Genomic DNA, 22,860 nt, shown 5'->3' on the forward strand with positions numbered 1-22,860 from the left:
CAGCAGCCCGGTCAGCAAATACATAGGCTCAGGGCTCAGCTGTTCACCTCGGACAGTTTCAGAGCGGAGAACTATTAGCCTATGTCGAAGATCATGCACGCGGGGCGCAGCATGGTGGAGCTGCTGCTGCTCATTGCAGTGGCGCTGGTGCCTGTGGTTTCCGGTTTGCTGGTGATGGCTTTCCAGCTGGAAGCGAAACTTGCGGAAAACGCCAGCATTTCCGTTCAGGAGGCGGTTTTCAGCGTCGACAGTGCACTGGACAGAATGCACGAGACGGCCCTGCGCACCCTGCCATTTGCAGGGGAATCTTGCGATAACGTCAAAAGCGCCTTGCAGGACCAGGTTGCCATCCGCTCCATGGTCAGGTCGCTGACCTTGCTCAAAGACAATCAACCCTACTGCAGCACGGCTTCAGGTTCGCTGGAGCATTATTCATCATTCGCGTCGTCCGGCCAGCGGGTCGCACTGTCCTACGGCCCTCCTGACACGCGCCAGAAGCTGCTGGTCGACTTTCACCAGAAGGGCAAAAGCCATAGCATCATCGTGACAGCCTATGCCATGCAGATTCGCAATGAACTGGATGGATTTCTGGATGGGCTGACACTGCTGGTCGAATTTGGCGACCGCTACATATGGAGCAATGGTGACAGCCGTGACCTTGAGCGCCCCTCACAGTCCGAATTCTTTACAAGCGCCATGTCGGCCAAGTATGGATACACGGTCAAAGGTGGCTACCCAGAGGGTTTCACCGCTCAGGAAATCCGCCAGTCGGTGCTGCAGATCGTCCCCTCGCTGATGCTGGTGGGGATCGTGACCGGCTCGATCGTCTACCTGGCCCTGTTCAGGGCACGTGCCAACAGGCGGGGTACCGCCGCCGAACGAACATGACGACGACGGTACTCCAGGGGCGATCAGTCTGTGCTCAGCACGCCGCGGCGTACCTGGTCACGCTCGATGGATTCGAACAGCGCCTTGAAGTTGCCTTCACCGAAGCCATCGTCACCTTTGCGCTGGATGAACTCGAAGAAGACCGGGCCAAGCAGGGTTTCCGAGAAAATCTGCAGCAGCAGGCGCTTGTCTCCGGGCTGCGAGGCGCCATCGAGCAGGATGCCACGCGCTTGCAGTTGGTCGACCGGCTCACCATGGCCCGGCAGGCGCTCTTCGAGCATTTCGTAGTAGGTTTGCGGTGGCGCGGTCATGAAGCGCATGCCCAGCCCCTTCAGCGCATCCCAGGTCTTGAGCAGGTCATCGGTCAGGAAGGCCACGTGCTGGATACCTTCACCGTTGAACTGCATCAGGAACTCTTCGATCTGCCCTGCACCCTTGGATGACTCTTCGTTGAGCGGGATGCGGATCATGCCATCAGGCGCAGTCATGGCCTTGGAGGTCAGGCCGGTGTATTCGCCCTTGATGTCGAAGTAGCGGATTTCGCGGAAGTTGAACAGCTTCTCGTAGAACCCGGCCCAGTAGGCCATACGCCCACGGTAGACGTTATGGGTGAGGTGGTCGATGATTTTCAGGCCGGCCCCTACCGGGTTGCGATCCACGCCTTCGATGAAGTTGAAGTCGATGTCGTAGATAGAGCTGCCTTCCTCGAAGCGGTCGATCAGATAGAGCGGTGCCCCCCCGATACCCTTGATCGCCGGCAGGCGCAATTCCATCGGGCCGGTTTCGATTTCTACCGGCTGAGCGCCCAGTTCCAGGGCGCGGGCATAAGCCTCATGGGCATTGCGCACGCGAAAAGCCATGCCACATACCGACGGGCCGTGTTCAGCGGCGAAATACGAAGCGATGCTCTTGGGTTCATTGTTCAGGATCAGGTTGATGCCACCCTGGCGATACAGGTGCACATCCTTGGAACGGTGGGTGGCCACTTTGGTGAAGCCCAGTATCTGGAATACAGGCTCTAGTACGCCTGGGGTCGGCGAAGCCAGTTCGATGAATTCGAAGCCCATCAGGCCCATTGGATTTTCAAAGATATCAGCCATGTTCGTGTTCTCATCTGCAGCGAAAATTATTGATTGCGTGGGATGTGGAACAGGAACGGCGGTGAGCACGGAATGCCCCGCACGCTACGGGCGAGGTAGTCACCTATGATCAGCTTGAACCCATGGTATGTCATATGGACCCATCTCGGCGGGCTTGATCCTTCGGACGTGAAGGACCTTATTGTTGTATTCGTAAATCGATTCTACATTGCGTAAAATGGTTTGTCGCGTTTTAGTTGCTCGTACGCGGCGACAAACGGCTATCCTCTCGTTTTTACTCCATGATAGTCAGATCAGCATGCCCCTTACCGTCAAACGCCGCGCCGCACTCAGCTGGCGCACGCTCTTGCCCTGGGTCGTCGGCGTGCTGCCGGTCATGTGCGGCCTGGCCGTGATGAACTGGCAGGTCGAACGTGAAATGCAGGCCAGCAGCCACGCCACCACCCGCCAGGCGTTGGAGCACGTCGAACACATCCTCGACAACCTGTCCCGTGCCGCCAATTCGCTACTTCCACTGACTGACAGCCCATGCGAGCAGGCCCAGCTCATGCTGCGGGCCCAGGTTACCCGCAATGCCTTCGTGCGCTCGACCAACCTGTTCAGGCACAACAACCTTTATTGCTCCTCGCTGTTCGGCGAGTTCGAAGAACCGGTCAATCCTGGCGATTACGTCGACGGCAAGTTATGGCTGATGGACGGCAACTCGGTTACCCCGGGCCACCCGCTGCTGGTCTACCGTGCCAGCGACGGCGACCACGGTGCAATCACCACGGTGGATGGCGACCACCTGCTGACAGCACTGCGCCTGATCGGCCCCGATGAAGAATTGCAAATCCGCGTGGGCGACGCCTGGATGGGCAAGGACGGCGTGGTCCACAAAGGCGCCTCCCCTGCCGCCGCCAGTGCCAACGTGCTGATAGGCTCGACGCGTTACCCTTTCAGCGTGCAGGGCGGCTACAGTGCCGACAAGCAAGGCCAACTGTTACGCAGCCACTACCCTGGCCTGCTCAGCCTGCTGCTGATACTGGGTGCCCTGGCGGCGCTGGCATGCCGCTGGCAGATTCGCCGCGCCACCTCACCGCGTGCCGAACTGGACCGTGCCCTGCAGGCCGATGAATTCCTGCCGTATTTTCAGCCAGTGGTGCGCAAGGGCGATTACCGCTGGGCCGGTGCGGAAGTGCTGATGCGCTGGCACCACCCACGCGAAGGCCTGGTTCGTCCCGACCTGTTCATCCCCTATGCCGAACATAGCGGGCAGATTGTCGCCATGACCCGTGCGCTGCTGACACATACCGCGCAAAGCCTGGCGCCCTATGCCGGCCTGTTGGAAGACGGCTTCCATATTGGTGTCAACATCACCGCTGACCACTGCCGCGACCTCAGCCTGCTGGATGACTGCCGCACGTTCCTGCAGCACTTTCCGCCCGGCCGGGTGGTGCTGACCCTGGAACTGACAGAGCGCAAGCTGATCGAGCCTACGCCGGTCACCCTTGAGTTGTTCGAAAAGCTGCATGCCATGGGCGTGATGATTGCCCTCGACGATTTCGGCACCGGCCAGTCGAGCCTCAACTACCTGCGGCAATTCAAGGTCGACTACCTGAAGATCGACCAGAGCTTCGTTGCCATGATCGGCGCCGATGCGCTGTCAGTGCACATACTCGAGACCATCATCGAGCTGTCGGGCAAGCTGGACCTGGGCATCGTTGCCGAGGGTGTGGAAACCGACCTGCAGCGCGACTACCTGGCCGCGCACGGGGTGGACTTCCAGCAGGGTTACCTGTTCGCCAGACCCATGCCGGCCGCCCAGTTCCTCGAAGCCCTGGCCACTCGCCCGGGCGCAACGCAGTTGCCGCAAGATGCGCCCCCTGAGATCATGCGCGGCTGATCAACCCGCTCAATTCCCGTATTCGAGGCATTCGTGTCAAAAGGCATTGTTTCATCGGTCATGGCGTCCTGCCTGTTCGCTGTGATGTACTTCTATACCTCCCTGCTCAAGCCACTCGATGGCGAAGAAATCTTTGGCTGGCGCACCCTGCTGACACTGCCCTGCCTCACCTTGTTCATGCTTGTCTCGAAAGACTGGAAGCGGGTGGGCGAACTGATGGGCCGGGTAAAACGCACGCCGGTGCTGTTGCTCGGCATGGTCGGCACGTCCTGGCTGATGGGGGTGCAACTGTGGCTGTTTCTCTGGGCGCCCCTGCATGGGCGCAGCCTGGAAGTGTCGATGGGTTACTTCCTGCTGCCACTGGCCATGGTCCTGACCGGGCGGCTGGTATATGGCGAGCGGCTGTCACGCCTGCAGACGGTAGCCGTGGCCTGCGCCGCACTGGGCGTGGGCCACGAGCTGTACCAAAATGGCAGTTTTGCCTGGGAAACCCTGCTGGTAACGATCGGCTACCCGGTCTACTTCGTGCTGCGCCGACGCTGCCGCACCGACAACCTGGGCGGCCTGTGGTGTGACATGTGCCTGCTGCTGCCGTGGGCGCTGTACTTCGTGATCCAGAGCCCACTGTCCAGTGCTGACCTGCAAGCACACCCCGGGCTGTACGTGTTGGTACCGATCCTTGGCGCGATCAGCGCTTCGGCGCTTATCGCCTACGTGCTGGCCAGCCGCATGCTGCCATTCAGCCTGTTCGGCCTGCTCAGCTACGTCGAACCCGTGCTGCTGGTAGGCGTGGCGTTGCTGCTGGGCGAAACCATCGGCCCGGATCAGTGGCTGACCTACCTGCCAATCTGGGCCGCAGTACTGGTGCTGGTGCTTGAGGGCTTCAAGCACCTGCTACGTCAGCGTCGCCGTTCGGTGTAAGCCGAACCTGGCGTACCCGTCGCTCTTCAACCGCCTCCACGGTCAGCATCCAGCCATTCCAGGCTAGCCGGTCACCGACCATCGGCAGGCGGTCCAGCAAGCTCATCACCAGGCCCGCAAGGGTCTGGTAATCCTCGGTAGCACGGGCGCTGAAGCCAGTACGCGCCTGCACCTGGCTGAGGTTCAGCGCACCGCTGACCACAAAGCCTTCCCCCTCCTGAACGATGCCCGGGCCTTCAACCTCACTGGCATCCGGCAGCTCACCGGCAATCGACTCAAGGATGTCGGTCATGGTCAACAGCCCGGTGAAGTCACCGAACTCGTTGACCACGAAGGCAATATGGGTCGACTGACCGCGCATTTGCTCCAGGGCATTGAGGATGCTGAAGCTCTCCAGCAGGTTCAACGGCGCCCGGGCCATGCTTTCCAGGTCGGGCTGGCTGCCCGAGAGCAGTTCCTTCAGCAGTTCCTTCTTGTGCACAAAGCCCAAGGGCTCGTCCACGCGACCATCGCGGATCAGCGGCAGGCGCGAGTACGGCGAATTGGCCAGGGCCTGGGCAATGGCGTCGGCCGGTTGCGCCAGGTCGATCACATCAACCTCGGCACGGGCAGTCATCACCGTACGAATAGGCCGCTCGGCCAGGTTCAGCACGCCGCTGATCATGACCCGCTCACGGCGGTCGAACAGCACCTGTTCCCCGCCGCCCTCGACCAGGTCGGCAATCTCCTCGCCGACCTCGTCAGCCTCGACCCGGCGGCCGCCCAGCAGGCGCAGCACGGCATGGGCAGTACGTTCGCGCAACGGCCTGTGCTGTTGCAGGCTGCGCTTGCGGCGGGCACGGGCCAGCTGGTTGAACAGCTCGATCAGGATCGAGAAGCCGATGGCCGCGTACAGGTAGCCTTTGGGGATATGGAAGCCCAGGCCTTCGGCGGTGAGGCTGAAACCGATCATCATCAGGAAGCCCAGGCACAGCATGATCACCGTGGGGTGGGCGTTGACGAAGCGGGTCAGCGGCTTGCTGGCAACGATCATGATACCGATCGAGAAGATCACCGCGATCATCATCACGGACAACTCATCGACCATGCCGACCGCCGTGATCACGGCATCCAGCGAGAATACCGCGTCCAGTACCACGATCTGGGCAACGATCGGCCAGAACGCGGCATGGCGCAGCGTGCCACTGGCCTGGGTTACGTGACCTTCCAGGCGTTCGTGCAGCTCCATGGTGGCCTTGAACAACAGGAACACACCACCGAACAGCATGATCAGGTCACGGCCAGAGAAGCTCTTGCCGAACACTTCGAACAGCGGTGCGGTCAGGGTGACCATCCACGAAATGCTGGCCAACAGGCCCAGGCGCATGATGAGCGCCAGGCTCAGGCCAATGACCCGCGCGCGGTCGCGCTGATGGGGCGGCAACTTGTCGGCAAGGATGGCGATGAACACCAGGTTGTCGATACCCAGCACCAGCTCGAGGACGATAAGCGTCAACAGGCCTAGCCAGGCCGTGGGGTCGGCTAGCCATTCCATTAGTGGGTACTCACGTGGGACACGTCACAAGGACGGGGGAAGGATGGCCAGAAAGGCCGAAGACTGGGGGGCTCCGCGAAGGTGCTCATATAGACCTTGATAACAAATTGGGAGAACGATACTACAAGCACAGCAGGTTTCTGTAGTAGCGCAAAACTATTACAAAACCTGTAACAACCCTGCATCGCCATTAGCCCTGCAGGCGCGGGTTGTGCGCAGGTACTTTTGTTCAATACATCAGAACGCCAGCCACGCGAGGATAAGGCCTCCCCAACCACGCGGATCTTCCTCATGAGCCTATACCTGTCCATGGCCGCCTTCGCCCTTGCGGCCTCGATCTCCCCCGGCCCGGTAAACATCGTCGCCCTTGGCAGCGGTGCCCGCCATGGCCTGCGCGCCAGCGTTGCCCATGTGGCCGGCGCCACGCTGGGGTTCTGCCTGTTGCTGGTGCTGGTCGGGCTGGGCCTGCATCAACTACTGTTACGCTGGCCCTTGCTGGGCCTGATGTTGCACTGGGGCGGTGTAGCGTTTCTGCTGTACATGGCGTGGAAGCTGGCCAGTGACGACGGTAACCTCAACAACGCACAGCCTACCCAAGCCCCTTCAGCCTGGCACGGCGCAGCGATGCAGTGGCTGAACCCCAAAGCCTGGTTGGCAGCCGTTGCCGGGGTGGGTGCCTACACCGGCGGTGAACAGCACTTGCTGTGGCTGTTTACCTGGATCTACGGGCCGATCTGTTTCATCTCGGTAGCCTGCTGGGCCTGGGCCGGCAGCGTGATTCGCCAGTACCTGGACAACCCACGCCACCTGCGCATGCTCAATCGGAGCCTGGCCGTGTTACTGGTCGCCAGCGCGGTTTACCTGATCCTTTAAGGCTTGCACGGCTCCTGCAGGAGCGCCCAGGCTAGCGACGGCATTTCTGTAATGCCCCGGTGTCGCCGCCAGGTGCTGTTTGAATGCCCGCTGCAGGTGTGCCTGATCAGCGAACCCGGCCTCCTGTGCAACTTCAGCAATTAAGCGGCCCTGGCGCAACTGCGCCCGGGCCAGTTGCACGCGCTGGTCTAGCAGGTAGCCATGCGGCGTCAGGCCGAAGCGTTGGCGAAAGGCACGAATCAGGTAGGACCGAGACAGGCCGCAAGCCCCGCAGATGTCCTCGAGGCTGAGCGGGTCACTGCGATGGGCGCGTATGAACGCTGCCGCTGCATCCAGCCGTGGGTTGCCCTCGCCACCCTCGCTGGCATTACCGCCAAGCATGCCCGGCAACTCGTGAAACAGGGCCGCCAGGCGGGCTTCGCGATCAGGCAGCCTGGCATCGAACAGGTCGGCAAAGGCCTGCAACAGCCGCCGATACAACACAGGCGAGCGGCTCCAGGTCTGCGTGGGCAGGGTAAAACCCACTGCTTGCAACCAAGGCTGATCGACGAACAGCATCAGGTAAGACCAGGGTTCCCCGGCAACAGGGTTGCAGGTATGCACCACGCCTGGGTTCATCAACACCGTGGTACCCGCCCCAACCTCAACGCACTGGTCACTGTTGATGTAAGTGCTACGTCCCCCCGTGATCACCCCGATGGAGAAACTCTCGTGAGAGTGCGCGGCGTAGCACACCTTGCGCCCGTCCCCTACCTGTCGGGCTTCGACGAACGGCAAGGCAGGGTCGCGCCAAAACCGTGATACCTCGATCATCCTCTACTGCCCTGCCCGCCGCTGATCCATGCACGGATACTACACATTTATCGAGGGAACAGATCCAACGTGCGCTCCACCTCGTCAATATCGATCCGGAAACCATCGCCTTCCGGTAGGCCTACCACAAAGCCGAAATGCTGGTGATCACGATCCGTCAGGTATTTGTAGTAACTGACGAAACGGTTCGGCGGCTGCAAAGTCAGCAGACAGCCTCCCGCCTGCAGCACATTCACGCCATGCACCAACTGGCTACCCTCCACCCCGATGACCACTTTAGCCCCGGCGCAGGCCGCGACAATACTCGGCACATCGGACTTCAGCGGGTTGACGATGCGAAAACCGCGGGTCGTGCGCAGGTGTTCGGCAAGCTCCAGCTCGTTGCGCAACAGGCGCAGATCACCATCACCGCCCCGCAACAGGAAAACCCCCGGGTGCTGCGTGTGCGTCACATGCGACAGCAGCTTGTCACCCATGGCTCGGTAGCGAGCATGCCGGCTGCGGTTGTTGCTCTGGTCATCGAACAGCACCAGCTCACGGAAGAACGCACTGCGCAGGCGCAAAGGCTTCATGTCCAGCCAGTCTTCATAGGCCGGTGCCTGGGTGAACAGCGGATACCTGGCAGAGGGGGCGGTGGTCACCGGGATGCCCTCGTTGCAGGCCAGCGCATAGGTCGGGCAATCTTCCATCAGCCAGGTGCCGAACCAGGCGTTACCGTTTAGCGTGCAGTAGATCGCAGCGCGGTCGATTTCATGGTCGATGAGGATGGTCGGGAAGGTAGTCGGCTTCTGTGACAGCCAGTGGCTGGCCTTGCCCTTGTACAATGCCCCATCGACCAGCCATACATCCTTGATCAGGTAGCCACGGGTTGGCCCTTGCAACGTGTGGATACCTCCCGCCATGGTCTGCGCCGGGTGCACGTAGGGGTAAAACCGCTTGCCTTCCCAGCCCGTCACCCGATCCAGCTGGCCAGGCAGGAAAATGGCCGGCGGTGAAACCGTGGCTTCGCCCGGGGCAATGTCCCAACTCTTGGTGGCGACGCTCTTGAGATCGATCGCCGTTTTTCCACCCAGCCGTTTGCGCGCCATGTATCGGTAGGCGGCCAAGGTCCAGGTGTGTTGCCTGGCTGCGGGCGATGCACTGAACTGCGAGATGTCGCTTCCCATGAAGCGTCCCCCCCTGATGACGAAGACTGGAGCCCGGCGCCCGGCGCCAGATCAAAGCATCCCTGGCAGTTACTCAACTACTCGTGACTCTTTCCATGGTGGGCGGTGACTGCAAGCTGGCGTAACGGCTGCGCAATGTTTCCACAAACGGTTCGCCTGCCCCGCTGCCTCCGTAGAGATAAATCTTGTGCAGGCCACCAAACACCATTTCGTGATAGCGGCTGGCAACTTCCTCATCGCTTGGGCCATCGGGGAGCCCCAGATGCAACGTCAGCTTGTCGCCTTCGACCGCGAACATCGGCGTGTCCCACAGGAACTTTGCCGTACCGGTCTTGGGCAGGCGGACAAACAGGTACGCATGGTTACCCAGCGAGTCGATATCACCACCGCGGCGGCGTTTCCACTTCAGCAGGCCGTCGTCCGGGCGCGCCAGACACAGGCCGATGTCGTAATAATCGAAGCCCTGTTCCAGTGCCCATTCAAGCGCCATGAAAGTGGTGATCGAATTCACCTCGCGCAGTTTCTTCGCATCGGAAAACACCGCCTCGCAATAGCCAAAGCGCAACGTGCTCCAGTAACGCTTGCCGCTGCGTACCACTTCACACCCCAGGTGGCAGCCAATCACCTCATCGCCCAGCATGATCAAGTCAAGCCGGCCGACACTCTTGGCAATACGGAACACCTCTTCGGTAGGAAACTGCGCGGCATGAATGCCCTGACGGGCCGAAGCATAAGGGCGCAGCAGATCCCGGTCGGCCATGGCTATTTCTTCGTCCGAAAGGGCTTGGCGCATGTGATAAAGCGGCCGGTTCTTGCGAATGCTGCGCCGCAGTTCGCTGTCGTAGCGGGCAGTGATGTCTTCCAGTGGGCGCCCCAGCGGCACCACGGCGCTCAGGTAGTGCGGCACTGACAGCGACCCCGACGTGGGCATTTCGCTGATGACCACGACGTGGCTGGCAGCCGCCGTGGCACTTGCACCGTCAACGATCGAGGCGCTGCCCTGGCCCTTGCCACCGATCAGCAGCTTGGCCATTTCCCGTTGCTGCTTGCGGCCGATGTAGAGGATTTCGTACGGGCTCTCCTGTTGCGGGCGGAACCTGGCGACTTCCCAACGCCAGAGACAGGCACGCGCCAACATTTCTCGCACTTTGCTGGCCAGCAGCCTGATTTCGTAGCGCAGGGAGGGCGACAGGAGCTTGCGCGCCACAGTCGTCAAGGTCTTTTTCATTTCTTCTTCGACGTCCTTTGAAGTGCACTGTTGGCCAATCGGAACAAGAGAAAAAACCCGGCAAAAACACTTAAAACTTTGATTTTTATTGTTTTACTTGAAACTTTACTATCACATTCAGTAACAATTTAAGATGCCTGCAAACGCTTTGGCAAGCGGCTTCTGGCTGACTTTTGATCAAGTTTCATGGCGTCAAATTCCCCGCATCAGACCAATGCTCAACACAACTTTTGCTATAACCATGCCCATCAAGCGTCCGCTGGCTACTTCGCTATCAATGAGAAACCTTTAAAGCCTACTTGCATCAACGCCTTTCAGTTCGCTGACTGCTTGCCGGGTAGGCATTGGCGGCCATGTTGAACCAGACTGGTGTTTTTCCGACAGCCAGTGCATGCTCGTAGCTGAAACGATTCAACTGACTTGAAAACCGCCCTTTGATGTGAGGTGCAGTACCCATGGACCGTTTGCTCGATTCACTCTTCCCCAGCGCCGAGAACATCCCGGAAACCTGGCGCCTGGGAGCCCCACTGGAACAACGCGACTACCTGGTCAACGGTGAGCTCAGGCGCTGGGACGGCCCGTTGGCCACGGTGCGCAGCCCGGTGTGGCTCAAGCAAGGCGACGAAGAGCATCAGGTCATACTGGGCAGCGCCCCGCTGCTGGATGCCGAGACCGCGCTTACCGCCCTCGATGCCGCCGTACAGGCCTATGACAAAGGCCGTGGCGCCTGGCCGAACATGCGCGTGGCCGAGCGTATCCAGCATGTGGAATCCTTCCTTGCCCGCATGCGTGAACAGCGCCAGGCCGTGGTCAAGCTGCTGATGTGGGAGATCGGCAAGAACCTGAAGGATTCGGAAAAGGAATTCGACCGCACCTGCGACTACATCGTCGACACCATCAACGCCCTCAAGGACCTGGACCGCCGCTCCAGCCGCTTCGAGCTGGAACAAGGCACCCTCGGCCAGATCCGTCGCGCCCCGCTGGGCGTGGCCCTGTGCATGGGGCCCTACAACTACCCGCTGAACGAGACCTTCACCACGCTCATCCCGGCGCTGATCATGGGCAACACCGTGGTGTTCAAGCCGGCCAAGTTCGGCGTACTGCTGATCCGCCCCTTGCTCGAAGCGTTCCGCGACAGCTTCCCGGCAGGCGTGATCAATGTCATCTATGGACGCGGCCGGGAAACGGTGAGCGCGCTGATGGCCAGCGGCAAGGTCGATGTATTCGCCTTCATCGGCACCCACAAGGCCGCCAGCGACCTGAAGAAACTGCACCCACGCCCGCATCGTCTGCGCGCCGCACTGGGCCTGGACGCCAAGAACCCGGGCATCGTGCTGCCCCAGGTCGACCTCGACAACGCTGTCGAAGAGGCCGTCACCGGGGCGTTGTCGTTCAACGGCCAGCGCTGCACGGCACTGAAGATCCTGTTCGTGCACGAGGATGTGGTCGAGGCCTTCCTCGACAAGTTTCAGCACAAATTGGCGGCGCTCAAGCCCGGTATGCCGTGGGAACCTGGCGTGGCGCTGACTCCATTGCCCGAGCCTGGCAAGGTCGACTACCTCGATGGCCTGGTTGCCGATGCGACGGAAAAGGGCGCGCGCGTACTCAACGAAAATGGCGGGAATAGCCGCGGCTCATTCTTCTACCCGGCCTTGCTGTACCCGGTCAGCCGGGAAATGCGCGTGTACCACGAAGAGCAGTTCGGCCCGCTGGTACCGGTGGTGCCCTACCGCGACCTGCAGACAGTGATCGACTATGTGCTGGACTCCGACTACGGCCAGCAACTGAGCCTGTTCGGCAACGACCCGGCCACCATCGGCAGCCTCGTCGACATCTTCGCCAACCAGGTCGGGCGCATCAACATCAATGCTCAGTGCCAACGCGGCCCTGACACCTACCCGTTCAACGGCCGCAAGAACAGCGCCGAGGGCACGCTCTCGGTGGATGACGCTTTGCGTGTGTTCTCCATCCGGACGCTGGTCGCCACCCGCTTCCAGGAGGCCAACAAAGCGCTGATCAGCGAGATCATTCGCAACCGCCAGTCGAGCTTCCTGACCACCGACTACATCTTCTGACCGCCGCGCTTATAGACAATCGATCTAGCGTCACTGTCGATTTTCCATCTGGGCGAACGACTCTAAGCAACAGGGCGCCTTTCGGCGCCCATTGCACAGGAGAGTCGAACATGGCAGTCAAACCCATCCCCGAAGGCCAGCACAGCATCACGCCCTACCTGGCCATCAACGACGCCGCCAAGGCCATCGAGTTCTACAAGCAAGCCTTTGGTGCGGTGGAAATGTTCCGCCTCGATGCCCCAGGCGGTCGCGTTGGCCATGCCGAACTGAGAATCGGCGATTCGTCGCTGATGCTGGGCGACCCTTGCGACATGGAAGGCGGCCTCACCGCCAGCCAGAAGCTCAACGGTGCGGGTGTTGGCCTGCACTTGTATGTTGAGGACTGCGACAAGGTCTACGCCCAGGCCCTGGCCGCCGGGGGCATCCAGTTACATCCCTTGACCGACCAGTTTTACGGTGACCGCAGCGGCACCCTGAAAGATCCGTTTGGCAACATCTGGTTCGTGTCCACCCACAAAGAGGACCTGACCCCCGACGAGATTCGCGCCCGTGCCGCGAAGATGTTCGGCGGTAGCCAAGCGACGAGTTGAAAGCCGCGCGACTTTGCTTGAAGCTTGAGGCTCGTAGCTTGGAGCTGCTTCATGCGAATCATCGACAAAACCGCCACCCAGGTGCGCAGCCTGACCCCCGCTGAAGAGGAACTGCTGGTCGGCTTTGCCACCGGCAGCCTCGCCGGCCCGCGCCTGCTACAGGCCAACCAGCTACTGATGAAAGTACGCAACGCCAACCAATGGCTGGCTTGCGACTGCCGCAACGATGCCTTGCCGGTGCTCAATGTCACCCTCAACGGCAGCACCGGCACACTTTTCCTCAAGAACAACCCGGGCACCGCCGAGCACGCGCCTGGCTGCCCGTTCACCAAGGACGAGCGGGAAGCCGCCGAACGTGAAAACGACCCCGCCCCACCCGCCGCCTGGCTGCCACCCGATACACCCTTGCGCCTGATCAGCGACTTCCGTGCTGGCACGGCCGGTGGCGCCGGCGATGGCAACGACAGACGCGAACAGCAGCGCCTGCTGTCACTGCTGCTGACCTGGATTGAAACCAGCGGACTCAACCTTTACGCCACCCACCTGAAGAAAGACCTGACCACACAGTTTGCCGAGTTGCGCAGCGTGGCCAGCCGCTATCCGCTGCTGGAGCGGGTGCCCGCCAGCAACTACTTGGAAACCCGCCTGGACATGAAGCACATGATGATGCTCAAGTCCCGCCTGCGCGAAGCCTCTGTGTTCGGCAACCACCGCCGCCACGGTCTGCTGCTGGACTGCATCGACCAGCTAAAAGGGCGCAAGTTGTTCAACAACCGCAGCGAGGACGGCTTCGACTTCCAGGGGCATCACCTGTACTGGGGCGGGAGCCGCACCAGCGGGCCGTTGCTGGCGCTGATGATCTACTCGCCGACCAGCGCCGGTAGCCATTTCTATGAGCTGATTCATGTGGCCAGTGTGCCCGTGCTGTCGCGCGCGCACCTGTTCCCGGTGTACCGCGATGAAGAGCGCGAGCCGCTCAAGGCATTGGTATCGCTGATCGACTGGATGGCCAGTAAAGGGGTGAAAGTGCAGATGCGTCGCCCCGTGATCGGTGGGCAGGTGATGGATGAGCTGGTGCTGACCTCGGACCAGGACCGGGTGTTGTCAGTGTCGCTGCTGGAACAGCCCATCGGCCCCGAGCCGGATACCGAGAACTTCAAGCGCTACGCCGACTTCAAAAGCCTGGAAACGTTCCGCAAGTTCGTTGCGGGCTTTTTCATGCGCGAGCGTTGAAATTGACTCGCGCAGTTCCCTGCAGGAGATCGCCCTGCCCTTCGGGCGGGGCGGTCACTCAGCGAACACAGGCGGCAAGCGGCTAGACAAGGGTGCATTGGCCGCACAGGTGCCTCAACCCAGGAACAGCTTGTACGCCGGGTTGTCAGTCTCGTCCCAATACCGGTACCCCATCTCGTCCAGCGTCAACGGCAAGCGCGCCAATTCGTCCGCTGGCACTTCCAAGGCAGCGAACACCCGCGCCTGCGCCGCACCATGGTTGCGGTAATGGAACAGGCTGATGTTCCAACGTTTGCCCAACCGCTCCAGAAACCCCAGCAACGCCCCTGGCCGTTCGGGGAACTCGAAGCGCAGTACCCGCTCATCAGCCCCTGACGCGGCATGTCCGCCGACGGTATGGCGCACATGCAGCTTGGCCAGCTCGTTGTCGGTCAGGTCCAGCACGCTGTACCCCTGCTCCCGCAAGCTGGCCAGCAACTGCTCACGTGGGTCGTGCACCGGGTGGGTCTGCACGCCCACGAACAGGCGCGCCTCCTTCCCGGGGTAGAAGCGGTAGTTGAATTCGGTGATCTGCCGCTTGCCCAGTGCGTGGCAAAAGGCCCGGAAGCTGCCCGGCTGCTCCGGAATCGTCACGGCGATGATCGCCTCGCGCTGCTCACCCAGCTCGGCCCGCTCGGCCACATGGCGCAAGCGGTCGAAATTGACGTTGGCCCCGGAGTCGATGGCCACCAGGGTCTGCCCCTGCACACCTTCACGCGCCACGTACTTCTTGATACCGGCCACGGCCAAGGCCCCGGACGGCTCGGTGATCGAACGGGTGTCGTCGTAGATATCCTTGATCGCCGCGCACAGCTCGTCACTGCTCACCGTCACCACCTCGTCGACGAAGTGGCGGCACAGCTCGAAGCAATGGGCGCCGATCTGCGCCACCGCCACGCCGTCGGCAAAGGTTCCGACCTGCGGCAGGATCACGCGCTCGCCGACGGCCATGGCAGCCTGCAGGCAGTTGGAATCTACCGGCTCGACGCCGATCACCTTCACGTCAGGGCGCAGGTACTTCACGTAGGCGGCGATACCGGCGATCAAGCCGCCACCGCCCACGGGCACAAAGATAGCGTCCAGCGCCCCCGGGCGCTGACGGAGGATTTCCATGGCCACGGTACCCTGCCCGGCGATCACATCCGGGTCATCGAACGGTGGCACGAAGGTCGCGCCTTCGCTGTCGGCCAGCTTCAGCGCGTGGGCCAGCGCATGGGGGAAGCTCTCGCCATGCAGCACCACGTGCCCGCCCCGCGAACGCACGCCTTCCACTTTCAACGATGGCGTGGTGGTGGGCATGACGATGGTTGCCTTCATACCCAGATGCGATGCGGCCAAGGCTACGCCCTGGGCATGGTTGCCCGCCGAAGCGGTGATCACCCCGCGCTCACGCTGCACATCGGTCAGTCGCGACAGGCGGGTGTAGGCACCCCGGATCTTGAACGAAAACGTAGGCTGCAGGTCTTCGCGCTTGAGCAACACCTGGTTGCCTAGGGCGGCAGACAAGGCCGGGGCCGCTTGCAGGGGCGTTTCAATGGCCAGGTCGTACACCGGCGCGGCAAGAATGCGCCGCACCTGCTCCGACAGCAGTTGCTGGGGGGTGACGGTAGTACGAGGGACACTGAAGCTGGTCATCGATGACTCCTTGGCTATTTTTACGTTGCCCAAGAGTCAGAGAGAAAAAACCCGCCTCCAGGGCGGGTTCGGTGCACGTACGCGCTAGCCCGCCAAGCTGATAATGGCGGTAATAATAATGGCGTTCACGTGCGGGAATGTATTCATTGGGGTAGGAACTTAGCCTGCCTCGCAGCCGAAAGTCAACACTTGGCCTGCTGCGCCGAAAGCGGCACATCGAACACCTTGTCGAAGCCCCACTGGAAGACAAAGGCGTAAACGAAGAAGAACACGAACAACGCCAGATTGGTCAGCAGTGCGGCCCACAGGCTCACGTCCAGCCAGTACGCCACCAGCGGCAACAGGATCACCACCAGCCCACCCTCGAAGCCCAGCGCATGCAGCAGGCGCCGCAGGAAGGTGCGCTCACGTTTGGGCTGGCGCGCTTCCCAACGTTCGAATACCCAGTTGTAACCCATGTTCCAGCTCATCGCGATGCCTGACATCAGCACCGACAGCACGGTCGACTGCGCCATGCCGGCGCCGAACGCCAGCTCCAGTGCGGGCGCCACACAGGCGACGGCGATGGCCTCATAGAGAATGGCCTGGACGATCTTGCGGGCCTTACCTTGCATGTTCAGCTCCCTGAATGAACGACCTGTAAAGCTACAAGATGCAGCCCGCAAGAAACAGCCCGAAATTTGGACAATCCCGCGTTCGGCTGCTTGTATCTATTCCGTACATGACAGTGACATCTCCTGCACCTTCGTCGAGGGAACGAGCGAGGATAAGACGATGGCCCACTCTGCCCTGCCGGTGGCTGACACATGAGCCTGGTATTTATCGATTTTCTCACTTACCTGCTGTTCGGCCTGAAGCTCCTGGCGATCACCCTTGCCTCGTTGATGTTCCTGCTGGGCCTGGACGACCTGTTCATCGATCTGTGCTATTGGGGGCGCACGCTGATCCGGCGTTATCGCATCTACGGCAAGTTCGAAAGGGCCGATGAGAAGCGTTTGTACGAAGTCCCGGAAAAACCGTTGGCCATCATGGTCCCCGCCTGGAACGAAGTCGGCGTGGTCGGTGAAATGGCGCGCCTGGCCGCTTCGACCATCGACTACGAGAACTATCAGATCTTTGTCGGCACCTACCCCAACGACCCGCAAACCCAGGCTGACGTGGACGCGGTGTGCCTGCACTTCCCCAACGTGCACAAAGTGGTCTGCGCCCGCCCCGGCCCCACCAGCAAGGCCGACTGCCTGAACAACATCATCGACGCGCTGCTGCGCTTCCAGCAGGACGCCGGCATCGAGTTCGCCGGTTTCATCCTGCATGACGCCGAAGACGTGATCTCGCCGATGGAGCTGCGCCTGTTCAACTACCTGCTGCCGAGCAAGGACATGATCCAGATCCCGGTGTATCCCTACGCACCGGAGTGGAAGGGCTTTACTGCCGGCCACTATGTCGACGAGTTTGCCGAAAACCACGGCAAGGACGTGATCGTGCGCGAAGCGCTGACCGGCCAGGTGCCCAGTGCTGGCGTCGGCACCTGCTTCAGCCGCCGCGCCATCAGCGCACTGCTCGAGGACGGTGACGGCATCGCCTTTGACGTACAGAGCCTGACCGAGGACTACGACATCGGCTTTCGCCTGAAGCAAAAAGGCATGAAGTGCATTTTCGCCCGCTACTCCATCACCGACCCGGCACTGACCCTGAAGCAGGATTGGCGCCCAGGCATGAGCCGCGAATTCTCCCAGGTGATCTGTGTGCGCGAGCACTTCCCGCGTGACTGGCAGCATGCCATCCGGCAGAAGTCGCGCTGGATCGTCGGCATCGTGTTCCAGGGCACCAGCAACCTCGGCTGGAGCCGCAAGGGCGCGCTCAACTATTTCCTCTGGCGTGACCGCCGCGGGCTGTTCGCCTACCTGCTGAGCTTCCTGGTCAACCTGTTACTGCTGGTGTTGCTGGCCATGTGGCTAGTCACGGTGATTGCGCCTGAGTCGTGGCGCTTCATGTCGATCCTCAGCGACAGCTGGTTGCTGTCGACCCTGCTGTGGCTGAACGGCCTGATGCTGCTCAACCGGCTGTTCCAGCGCGCCTGGTTCGTCACCCGCTTCTATGGCATCGGCGAGGGCCTGCTGTCGGCACCGCGAATGATGTGGAGCAACTTCGTCAACTTTTTCGCCAACCTGCGTGCACTGCGCCAGGTAATGGAAATGGGCGATTCGCGGCGCGTGGCCTGGGACAAGACCACCCACGAGTTCCCCGCCATCGCCACCCCGGCTCGCACACCACTGGGCCAGCGCCTGGTGGCCAAGGGCCTGATCACCGACGAACAGTTGCAGCAGGCCATCACCAGCCCGGTTCGCAGGCGCCTGGGCCGCGAGTTGCTGCTGCGTGGCTGGCTGAACAGTGAGCAGTTGGTGGCCACCCTGGCCGAACAACTGGACCTGCCCTGGGCACCGCTGAACCCGTTCAAGCTCAGCCCGCAACTGATCGCCAAACTGCCGCGCAAGCTGGCCACCCATTACGGCGTATTGCCCGTGGACGAAGACGGCGACACCCTGATCCTGGCCAGTGAAAGCCCGGTCAGCCAGGTGTCGCTGGGTGTGATCAGCCGCCAGCTGAAACGCCCGATAAAGGCACGCCTGGCCCCCCAGGGCCGGGTCACGCTGGGCCTTCGCTACCACTACCCGAGCCCCTGGCAGCATCAAGAAACCCGAGACATGCTGGCTGTGCTTGAACGCCACCAGGACGATGAAGCGCTGCTGGAGCGGGTCAGCCATCACCAAGTCATGCTAGGCGCGCTGCTGCAGGTGCGCGGCATGGTCCCTGTCACCCTGTTCAACCAGGCGTTGATCGACTTCGACCCCGAACACCAAAGCCTCGGCGAGCACCTGATTGCCCGCGGCATCATCACCAGGCAGGTGCTGGAGCAGGCCCTGATCGAACAGGCCAGTGAACAACAAGTGGCGATTGATCTGACCCGGGAGGTGGCATGAAGCCGCGTTTTTCCCTTGCTTTCACTGGCCTGCTGCTGTGCTCCGCCGTCCTGCCCGTTGCCGCTTCGGCGCCGATGACCGACTTCCAGCGGTTCACCAGCTTTCCGTTCATGGACCGCAGCTATCGCGAGGCCAGGAAAGACAACTGGGCTGAAGTCGAGCGCCTGACCCGCCATGTGCTGGGCCGGGTACCGAACAACGACGAAGCCCGCGCCCTGCTGGTCGAAGCCCTGGCCCACCAGCGCCGTTACAAGGAGGCCCAAGCGCTGGCTGAACAGCTAGGCGACAGCCCCGAATATGCCGACGCGCTGCTGGAGCTGCGCCTGACCTGGATCGAGCAGGACCCGCCACCGGCCAGCCAGGTGGAACAATGGCTGGCCGCCAGCGACGGCAACCACCGGGTACAGCTGTGGCAGGCCTACAGCCTGAGCCTGGCCAAGTTTGGTGGCGCCGCCAAAGCGCTGGACTGGCTCAACCAACTGCCGCCCGGTGGGGACGGCCAGGTCCTGCGCCTGGCCCGGGCCACCTTCGCCGAACAGCTGCGCAACTGGAAAGAAACCATCGAGCAACTGCAGCCGCTGGCCGACACAGGCCAGTTGCCTGCCCAGGACTGGCAACGCCTGGCCAATGCCTATATCCAGCAAGTCGACGAAAAGGGCCTGACTGCGCTGCTGGCCCACGCCCCCTCCCCCGCAGCGGCCAACCAGACGCGGCTGGCCATGGCCAACCGCGCCATTGCCGTCGGCCACCACCAGCAGGCCCAACGCTGGCTGCAGTCGCTACCGCCTGATCAACTGCAGCAACCCGAGCAGCGCCAGCAACTTTGGCAACTGGCCCGCGAAGGCGACGATGCAGCGCTGGTGCGGCGCCTGAGCAACGACCTGCAGCGCCCCTGCCTTGAAACGGTCGACTGGCTGTCACATCAAGACCCGGACCTGGCCCGGGAACAGTTCAAGGCCTGCCCCGCCAACGCCGACCCTCAGGCCTATGCCGTGCTCAAGCAGCGCCTGTATGGCGCCCCGCCGCAGCCCCCGCAGCCGCGCACCGCCGCAGAATGGGAACAACGCTATCGGCAGACCGGCGACCTCGCCGCCCTGGAACAAACCACCTTCCTGTTGACCGAACAGGGCCACGGCGATCACGCACGGCACTTACTGGAGCAAGCCTACGACCGCCACCAGGGCCGCCTCGGCCCATCGCTGCTACAGCGTCTGGCCAACCTGTATGCCCGTGACGACGGGCCCCTGGACAGCCGCCGCATGCTCGGCCTGATACCCCGGGTCAACGCCGACACCCGCGCCCAGTTGCTCGGGCGGCTGGCCGAGGCCGGCCAGTGCGATGCCGTGCGCCAGGCAGTGCCGGCCACCCCGAGCGAATCTGGCCAGTACCGCGCCCTCGGCCGTTGCGCCATGCCCGACCAACCGGGTGCGGCGGTGGTCTACTACCAGGCTGCCGAGCGTTTGGGCGACCCTGGCAACCGTCTACCGCTGGCCTACGCACTCGAAGCGGCCGGCGACTCCGAAACCGCCCAGCCGATCTGGCGCAGCCTGCCAGACAGCGCCTTTACCGATAATGCCCGCCTCACCGCTGCCCGCGGCGCGCTGAATGCAGGCGACGCCGATGCAGCACGCCGCTACTGGGACGCTGCCGCGCACCAGAGCGCTGATGACTGGGCGCTGGGCGCCGCCATCGCCGAGCGCCAAGGTGACCCGCAGGCCGCGCTGGGCTTCCAGCGCCAGGCTCTGGCGCACAGCCCGCGCCCCGACCACTACTACGCCGCATCCAGCACCGCACAACTGGCCGGCGACAGTGCGCAGAGCACCGCCTGGCTGGCCGAAGCCGTGCGCCTGGCCCCCGACCAGCCGCGCTATCGCGCCGACTACGGCATGCGCCTGGCTGGCTCGACAGACAAGGCTCAGCGCATGCAATCGATCCCCTACCTTGAACACGCCACTCACGACTTCCCCGAGGACTACCGCCTTGGCGAAACACTCGCCTTGCGCTACGACGAACATGCCGACAGCGCTGCGGCACGCCGCGAACTGCGCCGCATCCTCGACGTAGAGCAGAACCTGGTCGACGGTGATGACGAATACGGCAGCCTGGAGGCACGCAAGTACCGCCAGCGCCGCGCCCACGAGAGCCTGTCACGTCGCGACACCATTACCCTGGCCAGCACCTGGTCGCCGGCCGGCACCTCGACCAACGACAAGTTTCTCGACAACGGCCAGCGCAGCGGCAGCTCGCGCCGGGCGCAATCGCAGAACGTGCAACTGGCCATGTGGGACCATGCCCTGGGCGAGGAGCCCAGCCGCAATGGCAGCACCCTGTCAGTGTATGGCCGGGTACTGTTCGGCGGCCAAAGCCGCACCGACTATGCCCAGAGCATGGGAACCGGTGTCGGCTTGCGCTACAAGCCGCTCGGCCAGGCCAACCTCAACCTGTATGCCGAGCTTTACCACCAGCGGCAGATCGACGAAGCACACTATCGCGGCCTCAGCCTTGGCCAGTTACTGAGCCCGGCCAAGGTCGGCGGCAACTGGGGCGATTTGCGCCACCACGCCGAATCGAGCAATGACCTGCTGCTGCGCGCCACCGCCTCGTTCCTCGACCAGGGAGGCTGGCGCAATGATTGGCGCATCGATGAGGACGACTGGAACGAACGGTTCCTCTACCTCGATGCTGCCTGGTGGACCCGCGCCGGCGACCATGCCTGGCTGTCGCGCTACCAGCAGGGCCACGCCTGGAAGCTGCCGGGCAGCTCGCCGCAAACCCTCATGCCCTACGGCTTTGTCGAGTTCTCCAGCCAGGACCCCAGCAACGACTGGCGCCAGGACGCCCGCGCCGGGGTTGGCGTGCGCTGGCAATGGTGGTTCGACGACGACCGCTACAACGCCTACCGCGGCTCGCTGAAAGTGCGTGCCGAGTACCAGCAATCGCTGGGCGGTAACCTCTACGAGCGCGCCAACGGTGTGCTGGTCGGTGCGGAGATGACCTTCTGATGCGTACGCTCATCGCCTTCTGCCTGCTGGCCCTGTGCCTACCGGCCACCGCTGACCAGCGCCTGTTCTACCAACCCCTCAACCGCGATGCCAGCGTCACACCCGCCCAGTGGCAGCAACTGTGGCAAGCCACCGCGGCCCAAGGTGGCAAAACCCTGATCGTGCAATGGAGTGCCTATGGCGACAGCGATTTCGGCGGTGCCCAGGGCTGGCTGGCCAACAGCCTGCGCACCGCGCGTGCCGAGGGCTTGCAGCTGGTGCTGGGGCTGTACATGGACCCGGCCTACTACCAGCGCCTCGACGAGCTGGATGGCGAGGGCCTGAACAGCTACTGGAAAGCGCAGCTGGGGCGCTCGCTCAGCCAGTACCAGCAACTGCGCCAGGCCTGGCAGTTGCCAGTGGACGGCTGGTACCTGCCCATGGAGCTGGACGACCAGCATCTGCGCGAGACCGAACGGCGCGATGCGCTGTACAGCCAGTTGCAGGCCTTCAACCGCCAGTTGGACAAGCCGTTGCATATCAGCGCCTTCAGCACAGGCAAGCTGACGCCGCGGGTCAATGCCGTCTGGCTGGATCAACTGGCCGGCTTGGGCTTGACTGTGTGGTGGCAGGATGGCGCCGGCACCGGGCGTTTGCCGGCGTTGGTGCGTCAGGGTTACGAGCAGGCGTTGCCGTGCCGGGTGGGTGTGGTGCGCGAGGCGTTCCGCCAGGTGAGCGCGCCGGAGCAGGCGTTTCGGGCGGAGCCCGCCGAGCCCAGGGTGGGTAGCGGGTGCCATGCCGAGGCAGTGTTTGCCTTGCGCTACCGGCCCTGGGCCCGGGGTATCTTGCCACAGCAATGAATTACCAGGGCCGGCCTCTTCGCGGATAAACCCACAGGTCCCCCACACCGTACGGTCC

17 protein-coding genes are annotated in these 22,860 nt (G+C 62.5%); 10 read left to right on the forward strand and 7 right to left on the reverse strand.

Going from position 1 to position 22,860, the window contains the following annotated elements; all coding sequences use genetic code 11:
• Window positions 1–81: 81 nt before the first annotated feature.
• Window positions 82–888 carry a CSS-motif domain-containing protein gene (locus ACF8O8_RS11675; protein ID WP_010954298.1) on the forward strand — a complete coding sequence of 269 codons (807 nt, stop codon included), beginning with the start codon at window positions 82–84 and terminating at the stop codon, window positions 886–888.
• 23 nt (window positions 889–911) lie between these two features.
• On the opposite strand, the gene hppD is transcribed toward ACF8O8_RS11675, so the two are convergent.
• Entirely contained in the window at window positions 912–1,988 is a 1,077-nt protein-coding gene (gene hppD, locus ACF8O8_RS11680; protein ID WP_010954299.1) for a 4-hydroxyphenylpyruvate dioxygenase, read from the reverse strand.
• A gap of 298 nt (window positions 1,989–2,286) precedes the next feature.
• On the opposite strand from hppD, the gene ACF8O8_RS11685 reads away from it, so the two are divergent.
• Together ACF8O8_RS11685 and rarD are read left to right on the forward strand one after the other, a co-directional pair.
• Window positions 2,287–3,873 carry a cyclic diguanylate phosphodiesterase gene (locus ACF8O8_RS11685; RefSeq protein ID WP_010954301.1) on the forward strand — a complete coding sequence of 529 codons (1,587 nt, stop codon included), beginning with the start codon at window positions 2,287–2,289 and terminating at the stop codon, window positions 3,871–3,873.
• Window positions 3,874–3,906: 33 nt separating this feature from the next.
• Window positions 3,907–4,794, forward strand: coding sequence for an EamA family transporter RarD (rarD, locus tag ACF8O8_RS11690; protein WP_010954302.1), 888 nt, complete (start codon window positions 3,907–3,909; stop codon window positions 4,792–4,794).
• Here the strand turns inward: rarD and ACF8O8_RS11695 are convergent.
• Window positions 4,757–6,328 (reverse strand): TerC family protein, encoded by a 1,572-nt coding sequence (locus tag ACF8O8_RS11695; protein ID WP_010954303.1) that lies wholly within the window; start codon window positions 6,326–6,328, stop codon window positions 4,757–4,759. The genes rarD and ACF8O8_RS11695 overlap by 38 nt on opposite strands.
• A gap of 291 nt (window positions 6,329–6,619) precedes the next feature.
• Between ACF8O8_RS11695 and ACF8O8_RS11700 the strand changes: the two genes are divergently transcribed.
• Window positions 6,620–7,201: a LysE family translocator gene (locus ACF8O8_RS11700; RefSeq protein WP_014590819.1), complete on the forward strand. Its 582-nt coding sequence runs from the start codon at window positions 6,620–6,622 to the stop codon at window positions 7,199–7,201.
• Here the strand turns inward: ACF8O8_RS11700 and ACF8O8_RS11705 are convergent.
• The 3 genes from ACF8O8_RS11705 to ACF8O8_RS11715 all read right to left on the reverse strand — a co-directional run bounded on the left by ACF8O8_RS11705 (window position 7,166) and on the right by ACF8O8_RS11715 (window position 10,408).
• Window positions 7,166–8,014 (reverse strand): AraC family transcriptional regulator, encoded by an 849-nt coding sequence (locus tag ACF8O8_RS11705; protein WP_392509734.1) that lies wholly within the window; start codon window positions 8,012–8,014, stop codon window positions 7,166–7,168. The genes ACF8O8_RS11700 and ACF8O8_RS11705 overlap by 36 nt on opposite strands.
• Window positions 8,015–8,061: 47 nt before the next feature.
• The gene (locus tag ACF8O8_RS11710) at window positions 8,062–9,180 is read right to left on the reverse strand and encodes a glycosyltransferase 61 family protein (protein WP_392509735.1); all 1,119 of its coding nucleotides are present in this window, start codon (window positions 9,178–9,180) and stop codon (window positions 8,062–8,064) included.
• A 73-nt stretch (window positions 9,181–9,253) separates the two neighbouring features.
• On the reverse strand, window positions 9,254–10,408 hold the full coding sequence (locus tag ACF8O8_RS11715; protein ID WP_104887713.1) for a hypothetical protein: 1,155 nt from the start codon (window positions 10,406–10,408) through the stop codon (window positions 9,254–9,256).
• Between the two features lie 455 nt (window positions 10,409–10,863).
• On the opposite strand from ACF8O8_RS11715, the gene ACF8O8_RS11720 reads away from it, so the two are divergent.
• From ACF8O8_RS11720 to ACF8O8_RS11730, 3 genes are all read left to right on the forward strand, one after another.
• A complete protein-coding gene (locus ACF8O8_RS11720; RefSeq protein ID WP_010954309.1) occupies window positions 10,864–12,483 on the forward strand; it encodes an NADP-dependent glyceraldehyde-3-phosphate dehydrogenase in 1,620 nt (539 codons plus the stop codon).
• A 110-nt stretch (window positions 12,484–12,593) separates the two neighbouring features.
• The gene (locus tag ACF8O8_RS11725; RefSeq protein WP_010954310.1) at window positions 12,594–13,073 is read left to right on the forward strand and encodes a VOC family protein; all 480 of its coding nucleotides are present in this window, start codon (window positions 12,594–12,596) and stop codon (window positions 13,071–13,073) included.
• A 51-nt stretch (window positions 13,074–13,124) separates the two neighbouring features.
• Entirely contained in the window at window positions 13,125–14,306 is a 1,182-nt protein-coding gene (locus ACF8O8_RS11730) for a hypothetical protein (RefSeq protein WP_267827555.1), read from the forward strand.
• Window positions 14,307–14,420: 114 nt separating this feature from the next.
• Here ACF8O8_RS11730 and ilvA read toward each other — a convergent pair whose 3' ends face one another.
• Both ilvA and ACF8O8_RS11740 read right to left on the reverse strand, forming a co-directional pair.
• Window positions 14,421–15,980, reverse strand: coding sequence for a threonine ammonia-lyase, biosynthetic (gene ilvA / locus ACF8O8_RS11735; protein ID WP_392509736.1), 1,560 nt, complete (start codon window positions 15,978–15,980; stop codon window positions 14,421–14,423).
• 182 nt (window positions 15,981–16,162) lie between these two features.
• Entirely contained in the window at window positions 16,163–16,594 is a 432-nt protein-coding gene (locus tag ACF8O8_RS11740) for a PACE efflux transporter (RefSeq protein WP_010954313.1), read from the reverse strand.
• Window positions 16,595–16,786: 192 nt separating this feature from the next.
• Here ACF8O8_RS11740 and nrfB point away from each other — a divergent pair, with 192 nt between their 5' ends.
• The 3 genes from nrfB to ACF8O8_RS11755 are packed head-to-tail and all read left to right on the forward strand — an operon-like array spanning window position 16,787 to window position 22,802.
• Window positions 16,787–18,961 (forward strand): cyclic di-3',5'-guanylate-activated glycosyltransferase NrfB, encoded by a 2,175-nt coding sequence (gene nrfB / locus ACF8O8_RS11745; RefSeq protein ID WP_392509737.1) that lies wholly within the window; start codon window positions 16,787–16,789, stop codon window positions 18,959–18,961.
• Window positions 18,958–21,963: a phage receptor gene (locus tag ACF8O8_RS11750; RefSeq protein ID WP_392509738.1), complete on the forward strand. Its 3,006-nt coding sequence runs from the start codon at window positions 18,958–18,960 to the stop codon at window positions 21,961–21,963. The genes nrfB and ACF8O8_RS11750 overlap by 4 nt, the downstream gene beginning before the upstream one ends.
• The gene (locus tag ACF8O8_RS11755) at window positions 21,963–22,802 is read left to right on the forward strand and encodes a DUF4434 family protein (RefSeq protein ID WP_010954317.1); all 840 of its coding nucleotides are present in this window, start codon (window positions 21,963–21,965) and stop codon (window positions 22,800–22,802) included. The genes ACF8O8_RS11750 and ACF8O8_RS11755 overlap by 1 nt, the downstream gene beginning before the upstream one ends.
• Window positions 22,803–22,860 lie beyond the last annotated feature (58 nt).

This window comes from Pseudomonas sp. TYF_14 (assembly GCF_043105275.1).
GTDB lineage: Bacteria > Pseudomonadota > Gammaproteobacteria > Pseudomonadales > Pseudomonadaceae > Aquipseudomonas > Aquipseudomonas alloputida.